This window comes from Mesorhizobium sp. ESP7-2 (genome assembly GCF_020164715.1).
GTDB lineage: Bacteria > Pseudomonadota > Alphaproteobacteria > Rhizobiales > Rhizobiaceae > Mesorhizobium.
The window spans coordinates 77,208-91,429 of the sequence record NZ_JAIUGQ010000028.1 but is presented as its reverse complement, the minus strand read 5'-3'; the positions used below and the strand labels follow the sequence as shown (position 1 = coordinate 91,429).

Sequence of the window (14,222 nt, the reverse complement as noted above, 5' to 3'; positions counted from 1 at the left end):
TGAGACCTCGGCAGACATATCCCCGGCGTAGGTAGTCCATTGCCTGCAAGTGGGCGAAGGAAGGCGCGCGGATGGGGCAGCGGTAGGGGCCTATCGGTCCTTCTGGCGTAAATAGCCCCCACAAGCGAGCTTTCAGATATCAATGGATGTCTACCGGCTTGAGCCGTGACCTGACCGCGAGAATGGCAGCGCCATCTCTTTTCCTAGGCTTCCGATCGCGGGTAACCCATTTCACGACCTCCTGCTTGGTAGCCCGCCACTCACCAATATTGAGACCGGCTGTTTAACAGCCTGTCCCTTGGTTCGCTGATGGAATTCACGCACGATCGTCGCGAATATTCAGCGTGTAACGTGTGTGTCGGAGTTCACCAGCTCTTGTCAGCGCACCCTTGGCAACCAGATCCTGCAGGTCCCTTGTCGCCGTGGCGCGCGACGCCTGGGTGACGGCGATGTAATTCTCGGCGCTGAGACCACCCTTGAAGCCATCGATACCTTCACGGAACATTCGATCGATCACCTTCTCCTGGCGCTCGTTGAACTGACCCCGATGGCGCTCGTAGAACTTGGCCTTGGCGACGGAGAATTCGACACGAGCAAGCGTTACGCGCTGCGCTTCAAGGATCGTGTTGGCGAAGTAGAGCAGCCAGTCGGTAATCGCGTTGCTCTTGTTGCTGGCTTCCAGGCTGTCGTAGTAGGCCTTGCGATGACGCTCGATTGTATAGGCCAGCGTGATTAGGCTCGGCTCGCCCAGATTTTGCGCCAGCGCCTTTTCGCAAAGGGCACGCCCTATGCGGCCGTTGCCGTCTTCGAACGGATGGATGCTCTCAAAATAGAGATGCGCGATACCGGCGCGCGTCAGCGCGGGAAGCGGAGCCTTGCCTTTGGGCGCAGTATTGTTGAACCAGATGGTAAAAGCATCCATTTCGGCCTTCACGCGCGATGAGGGCGGCGCCTCGAAATGCACTTTGGGCTTGTCCAGCCGATTGGAGACGATCTGCATCGGATCGGCATGCTGGCGGTAATTGCCGATAGTCTCAATGCGCCGTTCGGCCGACATCACCATCTTGTGCCAGGCGTAGAGGGTGCGATGAGAAAGCGGTTCCGCAAAATGCAAGTACACATCGGCCATCATTTCGGAGACGCCTCGCTCCGCTGGCGGAATGCGTCTGTTTTCAGCTCCAAGCCCAAGTTGCTGGCGTAAGGACGATTGCAGGCTCTCGCGGTTGAGATATTCTCCTTCGATGGCGGATGTCTTCAAAGCCTCTTCGCTGATAAGCTCGATGCGGATCTGATCGCGATCCTCGGAACCGACGTGACGAAAGACGCCGAGGAACTCGCCCGATCGCAATAGGAACTCGCTTTCCAGCGGGTCCAATGCCATCTTGTCGTAGGTAAAATGCGGCCAGTCGGCCTGCTCCCAATTCCATGCCATGAGCTATAGAGCGCCTTTCTATAACTCATAATAGCGAACAATGTGAGCTATAGCAATCTTACCTATGCCTCAGCCGGCACCCAATAGATGGCCGTAAATACCCATATCTGGGCGCATCCGCCAAAGCCGGCCGGGCTCTCGTGAACCGAACTCAAGCGAATATCGCGCAATATGCCGCTCATCTTCGCGCCGCCCCCGTAAATTCGGCATCGACCGTGAAGAAACCATACCCTTTCGGACTTCCCAGCCCGTTCTTACGCCGCAGCATCCTTTTGTGTGATCGGTCAGATCGAAAACTTCCAACAAGCACCTTGCCGAAGCATCCTCCTGTCCGCGAGCAGGCCAGCGCCCGCACGTCAAATTTCGCGGACTGCACGATGCCCAAATTGGAAATAGATCATTCTCGAAACAGCGAGCCTACCGGAGCCGCAACAAACGAACGCCGCGGCCCTCGCCGTTGGAGAAACCGTGTTGAGAATGAGGGTCGCCTTGCCTCAGATGCCGCTCGGCCTGTCGACATCGGCTTTCAATCTCATACCAGTGACCAGGTGGAGGACTGCTGGGGAGATCGGAAACGCAGTGATGCAAAAGTCCTTTTTCTTCCACGGGTCGAAAAGGCCCTCGCCTATGTTGCCCATTTGATCGAGACACGGCCAGAAGGCGAAAGCTATTGGCCGATTTTCGAGCGCCTGGAGCACGAGCGAGAGCAATTGGCGTCCCGGGCAGATCGCCTGCGTGCTGCCAAGGGTCGGATTTAGTCGTCCGCCTATGCAAGGATCGCAGGATCGAAGGGTAGGACGATTTTCTTGAGCTGATCGCGCCGCCATTCCAACGAACCGCCGTCCCCGTATTGCGGCCGGTCATTGGCGTGTCCCATCAGCCGGCACCTCAAATCGTAATCCAGCCCCGCTTCCTGCATTCGCTTTTCGAAAGAATGGCGGATCGAATAGACACTGTGCTCCTCAGAGGGCAACAGCTTTGCCGATCTGAGGCCCTTCATGAGGGTTGCCGAAAGGTTGGTCTCTTTGTCACTGTAACGAGGGAATCCCTTTGGCGCGCGCTTCATGGCTTCGAGCGAGACACCAAGAAGCGGAATTTCGCGAATGCTCGACTCTGTCTTGATCAGGCGGTCCGGCTGAAACCGGATGGCGAGATGGGGGACCGGATGATTGAGCCTTATGTTCTCTGGTCTCAGATTGCAGATCTCGGAGGGCCGGCAGCCGGTCTCGATCAAGGCGAGGAAAATGAGCCGGGCATCATCGTTGAGACGGCCAAACGCGCCAGGCACAAGGAACTTGGTCTTTATCCACTCGGCTTCGAACGGAGGAACCACACGCCGGTCGCTTTTGCGGTTGCGAAACGACAGACCGTCAAAAGGGTTCCGGATATCGAGCGCGAGCCAGTTCACGTAGGTTTTGAACAGTTTCCGCATATTGCCGAAACTACGATTTGCGGTGTTTGAGGACATGCGCTTCCCGCCTTTGGAGCCTTTCACGCGGTCGAGCCAGAATTCGTAATACCTCTGGGCATCGGCCCGTGTGATCTCAAGAAGTGGCTTGTTGTCGACGACCGATATGAAGCTTTCCGCCGCATATCTCTTCACCTTTTTCCAGGACGCGAATTGGTATTCGCTCATGCCCCGCGCCTCGTCGGCGGCCATAGTGTTGAAATAATACTCCGTGGCTTCCCGGACGGTAAGCGCCGGCCTCTCATGCGCGCCAAGAAGTGCGGGCGCCTCTCGCCCGCCTGAGCCTTTCGCTTTTTCGACGCGTCGCAGGATCTCGTCCAGCGAACGGCTGGCGGCAAGGTTCGCGGATGACAGGTATTCGAAACCAAGGGCCAGGGCACGGGTTCTCGCGGCATTGTAAGCGGACACGACGGATTCGGCCTGATGTCCGTCGGCGAGTCCCGACCAATAGAGATCGTCGGCCTTCTCGAAGGCATCGCGCTTGATGCGGGCGACTTCGTGGGAGGAGGTTTTCAGTGAAACCTGGATTGTTCCGCGCGGATCGAAGCCCGCGACGTGGGCCGGGACACGTCGGACGTAATGCCATCTCGATGCGCGTTTTTTTAGATATCGATCAGGGTCTGGCGAGCTTGAAGAGGACGGTATTTTCTTGGCCATATCGAACACCCGGCATGATTGCCGATGATGTAACGTGCAGTGCAATTTGTAGTGCAAATCTGGCCAAACTGTCAATAAAAAAGGCGGCAAAGCCGCCTATTTTATTTTAAAATCAGCTACTTACCGATTTTGCCAATGGTGCGGTCGAGAAGACTCGAACTTCCACGGGTTGCCCCACAGCGACCTCAACGCTGCGCGTCTACCAATTCCGCCACGACCGCACGTGGTAGGAGCCGGAACCGACCGGCTCGCGGCGTGTAGCAAATCGTTTCCGGCGAAACAAGTGCGTCGCGAGCAATAATGTCAGGCAATTGGCATAACGTTCCAGAGGATTGCAACGAGCATCCGGAACTGGACGTTTGCGCCCGATATCGCCATATGGATGCCAAAGGCATGTCGCCCAAAAGTGCAAGGCGGTTTTGGGACCACGACATGCATAAGCAAAGCGACATGCCATGACAGAACGCAGCCAGATCGCCACGTCGTTCCTGCCCTTGCCCGGTTCGGCGCCGGTCGAATGGCTGGTCGAGCCCGGCCTTACCGCCTATCCTGATGCGCTGGCCTTCATGGAAGCGCGTGCGGACGCAATCCGCAGCGGAGCTGCCGGCGAAATGGTCTGGCTGGTCGAACATCCGCCGCTCTATACCGCAGGCACCAGCGCCCGCATCGAGGACCTGATCGAGCCTGACCGCTTTCCGGTCTTCGCGGCCGGACGCGGCGGCGAATACACCTATCACGGACCCGGCCAGCGGGTCGCCTATGTCATGCTCGACCTGAAGCGCCGGCGCGAGGACGTGCGCGCCTTCGTCGCGGCGCTCGAACAATGGATCATCGGTACGCTCGCCGCCTTCAACGTGCGCGGCGAGCGCCGCGAGGACCGGGTCGGCGTCTGGGTGGTGCGGCCCGATCGCCCTGCTTTGCCGGACGGCTCATTGGGCGAGGACAAGATCGCGGCAATCGGCATCCGGCTGCGTCGCTGGGTGAGCTTCCACGGCATCGCCATCAATGTCGAGCCGGACCTCGCCCATTTCGGCGGCATTGTTCCTTGCGGTGTCTCGGACCACGGCGTCACCAGCCTCGTCGACCTCGGCCTTCCCCTGACGATGGCCGACCTTGATCTCGCGCTGAAATCCGCGTTCGAGGATGTGTTCGGTCCTGCCGAGGCCTTGCCCGCCGAAGCGGCCCGCAAGACCGGCTGACGGTGCTTCAGATCAGTTGCCCTGACGCCCACAACACGCCGCAGCCATGGATGGCGAACACCGCCAGCAAGGCCCCTGCGATGACGAAACGGTCGACGGTGTCGATCGGCTCCAGTTCGTGACGTGGCTTCACGCCGCTGCCGACGGTAAGCAGGCTGAGGATCGAAAAAACCGCACCGGCCGCGAGCAGGAAGCCTGACGAAAAACCAGCCCGCCAGCCGAGCGCCAGAAAGGCCGAAAGCAGCGAGAAGGACGCCAGAGCCAGGACGACCGGCCCCGGGCAGATCTGGCGCAGCACCTGGCCGCCGTCGAATTTCCACACCGGCACCAGATTGGCGATGTTGAACAGGGCCACGCAACCTGCAAGCGCGGCCAGCAGCGCGGCCGCGGCCTTGTGACCCTCGTTGCCGGCAAGCACGCTGGCGGCAATGACGATCGGCACCAGGAAGGCGGAGAACCCCGCCCCCATCAACGCCACGAAGGCCACTTCGAAACGGCTGTTGTAGGGCCGGCCGCCAATGGCGATGCCGCCAAGCAGCGGGATGAAGATCATCCGCGCCCTGCGATGGCCTGTCAGCCGGAACGCCGCCATGTGGCCGAGTTCGTGCAGCGCCACCACCGACGTCAGGATCGCGGCCAACGCCAGCCCGCCGAGGTGAAGGCCGAAGAACGGCCACAGCATCAATGCCGACAGCACGGCAAAGCCGACCTGACTCAGCGGATGCTCGAACCAGCCGCCCTTGCGATACTGCCCGGTCCTTGCCCAACGCTGCAGCTTGGAGAGCTCGCGGCGCATGGCGAAGTAACGGAACACCAGGAAGGCGACGCCGCGGTACCGGTCGGTCCGGCTGAGCGTCACGCGTGTGCCGCTGCCCTGCGAAACCAGTTCGGCGGTCTCGCCATAATCCTTCCAGAACGAGCCATCGAGCGCGGTGTCCTCGATCACCCGCATCGAGAAGCGGCTGCCCTCGACGACATCTTCAAACCGCGCCCTGCGCTCGATCGGCTTGCCGTCGCGGCCTTCCCACGACAGCATGATTCGGGCCACACCCCCTTCGTCCAGCGGCTGCGCCGACAGGATCTCGCCGGACCATCCGGCATCGCTGCCAAGCGGCCACAGCGCCTGCCACAGGCGCTGCCGGTCCATCGCCACGATGCGACTGGACCGGACCGTGCGCAAACCGAGCGGCACGGTCATCAAGAGAAAGATCAGCCCGAGATTGCTGGCCACGAGAATGGCCGTGACGATGGGCGACACCTGGACGTTGCTCCCTGCCTGGAGGCGCACCCTAACGTCGCGGCGGCAAGAAAAGCTTAACGGCGGAGCGGCTTATGGCCATCGGGAACAGCGATGGCGGATGCCGCCAGCTCACATGGCTCCGATCCAGATCGCCATGGAAACAAGAAACGCGCTCATGCAAACCAGCGAGATGACATCCTGAACCAGATCGGTCATAACTCTCTCCCCTGTTGTGGATATGTTTCCAATTTGTTCTAATTTTGTTCCAATGTCAATCGCTAGGAGATATGGCGACGGGTGGGAATTTTGCACGGTTAGCGAAAGGTTAATCGCTCGCCTGAGGCCCGGTTGAAAGCACGGCGGCGTAGGCTTCCACTCCCGGAGGATCAGGATTAGCGCGCGCCTGTATTAAAGTTTGGCCGAGACGATAGTTCTTGGGCTGAGGCACTGCTGAGCGATGGATATGGGGAAATACGGAGGCGCAAATCAAGGTGACCGCTGGCGAAAGCGGATGCGACAAGGCCGCAGGCGACGCCTCTCTCGTAATTTTGTAGTTTGGCTGCTCATTCTGGCGACGAGCGCGATATCGTCCACGCTGATCGCAATGAACGCTCACTGGCGATTCTAAGCCATCTCCGCACGGTACACCCCGGGCGAAACCATTCCTTAAAGCGGCACCACCTTGCCGTCGGCGAGCGTGACACGCCGGTCCATGCGCGATGCCAGCTCGTGATTGTGCGTGGCGATCAGCGCGGCGAGTCCCGATTGCCGCACCAGCGCTTCCAGCGCCTCGAAGACATAAGAGGCGGTGACCGGGTCGAGGTTGCCGGTCGGCTCGTCGGCGAGCAGCACCAGCGGCGCATTGGCAACGGCGCGCGCAATGGCGACTCGCTGCTGCTCGCCGCCGGACAGCTCGGATGGCCGGTGCGATGCCCGCTTGCCGATCTGCATGTAATCGAGCAGCTGCGCCGCGCGCTCGCCCGCTTCCTTGCGCGGCAGCCCCTTGATGAGCTGCGGCATCATGATGTTTTCCAGCGCCGAAAACTCCGGCAGCAGATGATGGAACTGGTAGACGAAGCCGACATCGTTGCGGCGGATCGAGGTGCGCTCATCGTCGGACAACCGGCCGCAGGCCCGGCCGGACAGGATCACGTCGCCGGCGTCAGGACGCTCCAGCAGGCCCGCCGTGTGCAGCAGCGTCGACTTGCCGGTGCCCGACGGCGCCACCAGCGCCACCATCTCGCCGCGCCGAAGCGAAAAGTCGGCGCCGTTCAGGATGGTGAGCTTGCGCGGCCCCTGGACATAGTGCCGCTCGACGCTCTTCAGCTCGATAATGACCTCGGCCACTACTCGTACCTCAAGGCTTCGACCGGATCGAGGCGGGCCGCCCGCCACGCTGGAAACACCGTTGCCAGGAAGGACAGCGCCAGCGCCATGATGATGACGTAGGTCGTCTCGCGCGGATCCATCTTCGCCGGCAACTGGCTGAGGAAATACAGCTCCGGATTGAACAGCACCTTGCCGGTCATCCAGGAGAAGAATTGGCGGATCGATTCGATGTTGGTGCAGATCACCACGCCGAGCAGCACGCCGGCGAGCGTGCCCGTCACGCCGATCGCTGCCCCCGTCATCAGGAAGATGCGCAGGATGGCGCCGCGCGAGGCGCCCATGGTGCGCAGGATGGCGATGTCATGCCCCTTGTCCTTCACCAGCATGATCAGTCCGGAAATGATGTTGAGCGCCGCCACCAGCACGATCAGCGTCAGGATCATGAACATCACGTTGCGCTCGACCTGCAGGGCGGAAAAGAAGGTCTCGTTGCGCTGGCGCCAGTCGACGAGGTCGATGGGGCGTTGTGCCGCCTCTTCCACCTTGGGTTTCAGCGCGTCGACATCATCGGGATTGTCGACATAGATTTCGATCGTCTGCGCCCGGCCGTCCATGTTGAAATAGAGCTGCGCCTCGGAGAACGGCATGTAGACGATGGAGCTGTCATATTCCGACATGCCGACTTCGAAGATCGCGGCGATCTTGTAGCCCTTCATGCGCGGCGTGGTACCGAGCGGCGTCACATCCCCGTCCGGCGAGATCAAGGTGATGGTGTCGCCGAGCGCCAGGCCGAGATTCTCGGCCATGCGCTTGCCGATGGCGACGCCGTCGCCCGTATCGAAGCCGTCGAGCGAACCTTGTTTGATGTTTTTGGCCACGATGGCGATCTTGCCGAGGTCTTCACCCCTGATGCCGCGCACCAGCGCGCCGGTGCCGCCGCCGACATTGCCTTGCGCCAGCACCTGGCCATCGATCAGCGGAATGGCGTATTTGACGCCTGGCACGCCGTTGATGCGGCTGGCGACCTGGGCATAGTCCTCGAGCGGCGAATCGAGCGGCTGTACGATCAGGTGGCCGTTGACGCCGAGGATGCGCGTCAGAAGCTCGGCGCGGAACCCGTTCATGACGGCCATGACGACGATCAGCGTGGCGACGCCCAGCATGATGCCGAGAAAGGAGATCGAGGCGATCACCGAGATCACCGTCTCCTTGCGCCGCGAGCGCAAATAGCGCCACGCAACCGTGCGTTCGAAGATTGAGAACGGGCCGGCGCCCGCCGATCTCGCTGCCGCCGCCTCGCTCATGCGGGGGCACCGAAGCGTTTTTTCGCGTCGGCGATCGGCAGCGTCACGCGCTCACCGCTCTTGCGATTCTTGATCTCGATCTCGCCGGCGGCCACGCCGCGCGGTCCGACGATCACTTGCCAGGGCAGGCCGATCAGGTCGGCGGTGGCGAACTTGCCGCCCGGCCGCTGGTCCGTATCGTCGTAGAGCACATCCTTGCCGGCGGCGGTGAAGGCAGCGTTGAGCTCGTCGCAGACGCGATCGCACTCGGCGTCGCCCGCCTTCATGTTGATCAGGCAGATATCGAACGGCGCCACCGCTTCCGGCCAGATGATGCCGTTCTCGTCGTGGCTGGCCTCGATGATCGCCGCGACCAGACGCGACGGGCCGATGCCGTAGGAGCCGCCCGAGGCGAAATGATCCTTGCCGTCGGGGCCCGTCACCTTGGCGCCCATCGGCTTGGAGTATTTCTCGCCGAAGTGGAAGATATGGCCGACCTCGATGCCGCGCGCCGAGACCTGGTCGCCTGTCGGGACCTTCTCCCAGGCCGCCTCGTCGTGCATCTCGTCGGTGGCGGCGTAGGGCGTCGTCCACGTCTTGACGATGTCTGCTATCTCGCCGTCATTGGCGAAGTCGGTTTCCGCTCCGGGCACGGCAAGCGACAGATAATCGCGATGGCAGAAGACCTGGCTTTCGCCGGTATCGGCCAGGATGATGAATTCGTGGCTGAGATCGCCGCCGATCGGCCCGGTGTCGGCCCGCATCGGGATTGCCTGCAGGCCCATGCGGGTGAACGTCCTGAGATAGGACACGAACATCCTGTTGTAGGCGGCTCGCGCGCCCTCGAAGTCGAGATCGAAGGAATAGGCATCCTTCATCAGGAATTCGCGCGAACGCATCACGCCGAAGCGCGGCCGCACCTCGTCACGGAACTTCCACTGAATATGGTAGAGGTTGAGCGGCAGGTCCTTGTAGGACTTGACGTAGGCGCGAAAAATCTCGGTGACCATTTCCTCGTTGGTCGGTCCGTAGAGCATGTCGCGGTCCTGACGGTCCTTGATGCGCAGCATCTCCTTGCCGTAGTCGTTGTAACGGCCGCTCTCGCGCCAAAGATCGGCCGACTGGATGGTCGGCATCAGGATCTCCAGCGCGCCGGCGCGGTTCTGTTCCTCGCGGATGATCTTGCAGACCTTGTCCAGCACCCGCTTGCCCAACGGCAGCCAGGAAAAACTGCCCTGCCCCTGCTGGCGGATCATGCCGGCGCGCAGCATCAACCGATGCGAGACGATTTCGGCCTCGCGCGGATTTTCTTTGAGGATAGGCAGGAAATAGCGCGACAAACGCATGGACTGGTCCGTGAATGAGAATGGCCACGCCAGAATCGGCAGGGCGCAGGCTTGCTTGCCCCGGCTTCATAGCGATTTCATGACGGAATGGAAACCCGGCCATCCCACCACATCAGCCCCTCCCGCCCCGGAATCCCGCGCTTCCGGATCAGTCCGCGCCGACAATGGAACGCACCGAACCTCTTCGGATTGAGCCGCCAATTCTTTGCGCGCGTCAATCGCGAACATGCCGCAAAGGCTGTCTCGACATTGCCTGGTCGTTTCAAAAGCAAAGCCTGCCGCACTATTGTGCAGTGCAGCACGAGAATGCCCGTTTCAAGGCAAAATTCTTCGTGACATTTTCATTTCCGTTAGGCTAATGTGCCCTGATAACCGAGAGGGCAGAAACAAATCTGCCTTCCTACGCGGTCAAAGTCTTGGGAGGATGCGATCTAGGCGCGGTTACTCGCTGCCGCCGGATACCGGAAACAGATCGGACGCGTTTAATTGCAAGGCCTTGTGCCTTGCATTTTTTTTGTGCAATCATCTGGTTAGCGCCGCGAATTGCCAGGCTACATGACCTTGCGTCAGCAGCCCATGGCCGCCGGGCGGGGCCTCATCTCAATCCCAGGACTTTCTATTTCGTTGGGGTCTGGCCGAAATCCGGCACGATGTGCGGGATGTCGTTGAGGCTGTATCCCAGCCCGTGCGTCAAACCGTAGAAAATGCTCATCAGGATCGCCGTCGCGATGCTGGTGCGGATCACGGCACGCAACATATGCGGCCCGCGCGGCGCGCTCGGAACCGTGCCCAGCGTCACGTCGTGGTCGTCGTCCTGCGTCTTGACGCTGAACGGCAGAACGGCAAACAGCACCACCCACCAGGTCGCGAAAAACAGGGCGGTGAACGAGACCCAGTTCATGATTGCTCCAGTTCGATCAGCGTACCGAAGAAATCCTTCGGATGCAGGAACAACACCGGCTTGCCGTGCGCACCGATCTTGGGATTGCCGTCGCCAAGCACGCGGGCGCCGGCGGCCTTGAGCTGGTCGCGCGCGGCCAGGATGTCGTCGACCTCGTAGCAGAGATGATGCATGCCGCCCGACGGGTTCTTCGCCAGGAATGCCGCGATCGGCGAGCCCTCGCCAAGCGGCTCCAGCAATTCGATCTTGGTGTTGCCGACATTGACGAACACCACGGTGACACCATGCTCCGGCAAAGCCTGCGGCTCGGTCACTTCGGCGCCGAGCGTGTTGCGGTAAGCCGCAATGGCGGCGGCCAAGTCCGGCACCGCGAGCGCGACATGGTTCAGCCGTCCGAGCATGTCCGAGCTTTTTCTCCCAGGTCCAACGTTGGCGTCATACGTCAAATCAACCGAGACCGACAGTCATTCAGGAGGCGCGCACTGTCGCACCTCTTCCAACCGATATCAGCAAAGCACAAAGGGAAATGTCCGGAATCAGCCCTGCCCGCGCCCGCGGTTTCACCTTCGATCTCGGGTCGTTCAAGTTGCCGCCCTGCTCGACGCCGTCGATATCAGAGACAGGCTTGCATCGGCCTTCGCGGCCGGACAGCCGCCGGCGGCCCCTGCTGGTCACCGGCCATCACATGCCATTTCCAGGCCAGGCTACATCGAATCGGCGAAGCGTTCTTTTCGCTGACTTCCCGTCGGCTGCCAGCTGAATGTCTAGCCATTGCCCATCACCTGGTGACGAACACCGTCACCAGCGGTTTCTTGCCCCAGGCTTCGTTGGCCGCGCCGCGCACCGCGCGCCGCACCGCCTCCTGCACGAGGTCGAGGTCCTTGCGGCGCTGGCGGGGGATCGATTCGACCGCGCCGACGGCCGCATCGATCATCAGATCCTCGAGCGTCTCGCCACGGCCATCGGCCTCGGCGACGCCGATTGCGACCAGATCGGGATCGCCGGCCAGTTCATACTTCTCGTCGAGCACGACATTGACCGCGACATGGCCGGCAAAGGACAATTTGCGCCGGTCGCGAATACCCATCGCCTGATCGGTGCCGATCAGGTTGCCGTCCTTGTAGACACGGCCGAACGGCACCTGGTCGATGATGGTGGCCGGACCTGGCGCGAGCCGCAGCATGTCGCCGTCGCGCACTTGCGCCACCTGGCCGATGCCGGACGTCGACATCAGCGAACCCTGCGCCACCAGATGCGCGGCCTCGCCATGCACGGGAACGCCGATCTGCGGACGCACCCACTCATACATCTTGCGCAGTTCGCTGCGCCGGGGATGGCCGGAAACGTGTACCAGAGCATCGCCATCCTCGATGATCTTGATGCCGAGATCGATCAGGCGGTTCTTGATTTCGAGGATCGCCTTCTCGTTGCCGGGAATGGTGCGCGAGGAAAACACCACCGTGTCGCCCGCCGTCAGCGACACCGATTTCATCTCGTCGCGCGACAGCTTCGCCAGCGCCGCCAGCGGCTCGCCCTGGCTGCCGGTGCAGATGATGACCAGGTTCTCGCGCGGGATGAATCCGAAATCCTCCTCGGCGATGAACTCCGGCAGCCCGTCCATATAGCCAAGCTCGTCAGCCACATCGATGACGCGCTTCAGTGAGCGGCCGAGCACCAGGCACTGGCGGCCGGCATCGCGCGCCGCCCGGGCGATCGAGACGATGCGTCCGACATTGGAGGAGAAGGTGGTGACGGCGACGCGCCCCTTGGCGGCCTGGATGACGCCTTTCAGGCCCTCGCCCACGGCCACTTCCGAAGGCGACTCGCCTTCGCGCAGCGCATTGGTCGAATCGCAGATCAGCGCCAGCACGCCCTTGTCGCCATAGGCGCGGAAGCGCGCCTCGTCGGTCTTGGGTCCGATCGTCGGTTCCGGATCGATCTTCCAGTCGCCAGTATGGATGACGGTTCCGGCCGGCGAGGTGATCGCCAGCGACATCGGTTCGGGAATGGAGTGCGCCACCGGAATGGCTTCGATCTCGAAGGGACCGACAGTGAACTTTTCGCCCGCCCGGTAGATCGTCAGCGGGATCTTCGGCGCGCCCTGCTCGCCCTGCCGCTTGGCTTCCAGCAGCCCGGCGCTGAACGGCGTCATCCAGACCGGTGCCTTCAGCTTCGGCCAGGTGTCGAGCAACGCGCCGTAGTGGTCCTCATGCGCGTGGGTGATGATGATGCCGCGCAAATTGGCGAGGTTCTCCTCGATGAAGCGGGTGTCGGGCAGGATCAGGTCGACGCCCGGATGCGCCGCGTCGGGAAAGGTGACGCCGACATCGATGACGATCCACTCGCGCGCGCTCGGCGGGCCGTAGCCGTAGAGGGCGAAGTTCATGCCGATCTCGCCGACGCCGCCGAGCGGCACGAAGACGAGTTCGGCGTTGTCCGCTTTCGCCATGATTTTTCCCTTCCTGGCCCTCAGGCCAAGCCGTTAATGCAATTCCAGAAAAAGTGTCTAACGGTTTTCAGTCCGGAATTGCTCAAAAACAAAACTATACCCGCGCGGACGCAACCGCGCCGAAATGCACATCGCCGGCGGCGACCGTCAGAACAGACCCCTCATCGTCGCGGATCACGAAACGGCAGTCCTCGTCAATGGTCTCGAAGACGCCACGCACCACATTACCGTCAATTCTGACAGCAACCTCGCCGCCAAGGCCCGCTGCGCGGGCAAGCCAACGCTTCCTGATGGCGGCAAGGCCACGGCCTTCGTCCCAAAGGCGGGCATTCTCGCTCCAGGCATCCGACAGCGCCAAAAACAGCATTTCGGCATCGCAAGCCGCGCCCAATGCATGAAGCGATGTCGCGGGATACGGCAAATCCCGCGGGTACGCCACCACGTTGACGCCGATGCCGACCGCCACCGCGAAGCGGCCACCGTCAAGCATCGCCGACTCCAGCAGGATGCCGGCGAGCTTGGCCCCGGAGGCGAGCACGTCGTTCGGCCATTTCAGCTCGAAGCGGTTCTGTCCCTGGCTCGCGCCGTCGAGGCCTATCGCGATGCGGCCCTTCGGCACCACCGCGTCGAGTGCGTCGGCCAACGCCAGCCCGGCGACGAAACCGAGCGTCGCGGCAAGTCGAAGTTCGCCGCCAGTGATGAGGAGCAGCGTCGCCGCCAGATTGCCTTCCGGCGTTGCCCAGGCACGGCCACGCCGGCCGCGCCCGCTCTCCTGCCTCTTGGAAACGACCCAGAGCTTGCCCGGGTCGCCCGCCCGGGCATGGTCCAGCGCCAGCGCGTTGGTGGAGCCGACACTGTCATGCGCCTCGAGCCGGAACCCTTCCGACGCCGAGGTTGGAGCCAGCCGAAATGCCATCC

At 61.8% G+C, this 14,222-nt stretch carries 11 protein-coding genes and 1 tRNA gene; 1 reads left to right on the top strand and 11 read right to left on the bottom strand.

Translation table 11 applies throughout. From position 1 onward, the window contains the following. Positions 1 to 316: 316 nt before the first annotated feature. The 3 genes from LB543_RS23385 to LB543_RS23375 all read right to left on the bottom strand — a co-directional run bounded on the left by LB543_RS23385 (position 317) and on the right by LB543_RS23375 (position 3,778). Entirely contained in the window at positions 317 to 1,432 is a 1,116-nt protein-coding gene (locus LB543_RS23385) for a Fic family protein (protein WP_140758015.1), read from the bottom strand. Between the two features lie 766 nt (positions 1,433 to 2,198). Continuing rightward, positions 2,199 to 3,557, bottom strand: a complete 1,359-nt coding sequence (locus tag LB543_RS23380) for a DUF6538 domain-containing protein (protein ID WP_224598439.1) — start codon at positions 3,555 to 3,557, stop codon at positions 2,199 to 2,201. A gap of 136 nt (positions 3,558 to 3,693) precedes the next feature. Beyond that, positions 3,694 to 3,778: transfer RNA gene (locus LB543_RS23375), tRNA-Leu, on the bottom strand. Between the two features lie 234 nt (positions 3,779 to 4,012). Here LB543_RS23375 and lipB point away from each other — a divergent pair. Next, positions 4,013 to 4,756 (top strand): lipoyl(octanoyl) transferase LipB, encoded by a 744-nt coding sequence (lipB, locus tag LB543_RS23370; protein WP_224615692.1) that lies wholly within the window; start codon positions 4,013 to 4,015, stop codon positions 4,754 to 4,756. 7 nt (positions 4,757 to 4,763) lie between these two features. Here the strand turns inward: lipB and LB543_RS23365 are convergent, their stop codons facing one another. The 8 genes from LB543_RS23365 to LB543_RS23330 all read right to left on the bottom strand — a co-directional run bounded on the left by LB543_RS23365 (position 4,764) and on the right by LB543_RS23330 (position 14,220). Then, complete coding sequence (locus tag LB543_RS23365) at positions 4,764 to 6,014, bottom strand: site-2 protease family protein (protein ID WP_224615691.1); 1,251 nt, start codon at positions 6,012 to 6,014, stop codon at positions 4,764 to 4,766. A gap of 648 nt (positions 6,015 to 6,662) precedes the next feature. After that, positions 6,663 to 7,343 (bottom strand): ABC transporter ATP-binding protein, encoded by a 681-nt coding sequence (locus LB543_RS23360; RefSeq protein ID WP_135915676.1) that lies wholly within the window; start codon positions 7,341 to 7,343, stop codon positions 6,663 to 6,665. Continuing rightward, positions 7,343 to 8,629 carry a lipoprotein-releasing ABC transporter permease subunit gene (locus tag LB543_RS23355; RefSeq protein WP_140758019.1) on the bottom strand — a complete coding sequence of 429 codons (1,287 nt, stop codon included), beginning with the start codon at positions 8,627 to 8,629 and terminating at the stop codon, positions 7,343 to 7,345. The genes LB543_RS23360 and LB543_RS23355 overlap by 1 nt, the downstream gene beginning before the upstream one ends. After that, positions 8,626 to 9,954 (bottom strand): proline--tRNA ligase, encoded by a 1,329-nt coding sequence (gene proS / locus LB543_RS23350; RefSeq protein ID WP_140758020.1) that lies wholly within the window; start codon positions 9,952 to 9,954, stop codon positions 8,626 to 8,628. Before proS ends, LB543_RS23355 begins: the two co-directional genes overlap by 4 nt. A gap of 616 nt (positions 9,955 to 10,570) precedes the next feature. Then, on the bottom strand, positions 10,571 to 10,855 hold the full coding sequence (locus tag LB543_RS23345) for a DUF1467 family protein (protein ID WP_224598450.1): 285 nt from the start codon (positions 10,853 to 10,855) through the stop codon (positions 10,571 to 10,573). Continuing rightward, positions 10,852 to 11,256 (bottom strand): methylmalonyl-CoA epimerase, encoded by a 405-nt coding sequence (gene mce, locus LB543_RS23340; protein ID WP_208702194.1) that lies wholly within the window; start codon positions 11,254 to 11,256, stop codon positions 10,852 to 10,854. Before mce ends, LB543_RS23345 begins: the two co-directional genes overlap by 4 nt. A gap of 377 nt (positions 11,257 to 11,633) precedes the next feature. After that, positions 11,634 to 13,304 (bottom strand): ribonuclease J, encoded by a 1,671-nt coding sequence (locus tag LB543_RS23335; protein ID WP_224615690.1) that lies wholly within the window; start codon positions 13,302 to 13,304, stop codon positions 11,634 to 11,636. A gap of 94 nt (positions 13,305 to 13,398) precedes the next feature. Next, positions 13,399 to 14,220, bottom strand: a complete 822-nt coding sequence (locus LB543_RS23330) for a biotin--[acetyl-CoA-carboxylase] ligase (RefSeq protein ID WP_224615689.1) — start codon at positions 14,218 to 14,220, stop codon at positions 13,399 to 13,401. Between the last annotated feature and the right edge of the window lie 2 nt (positions 14,221 to 14,222).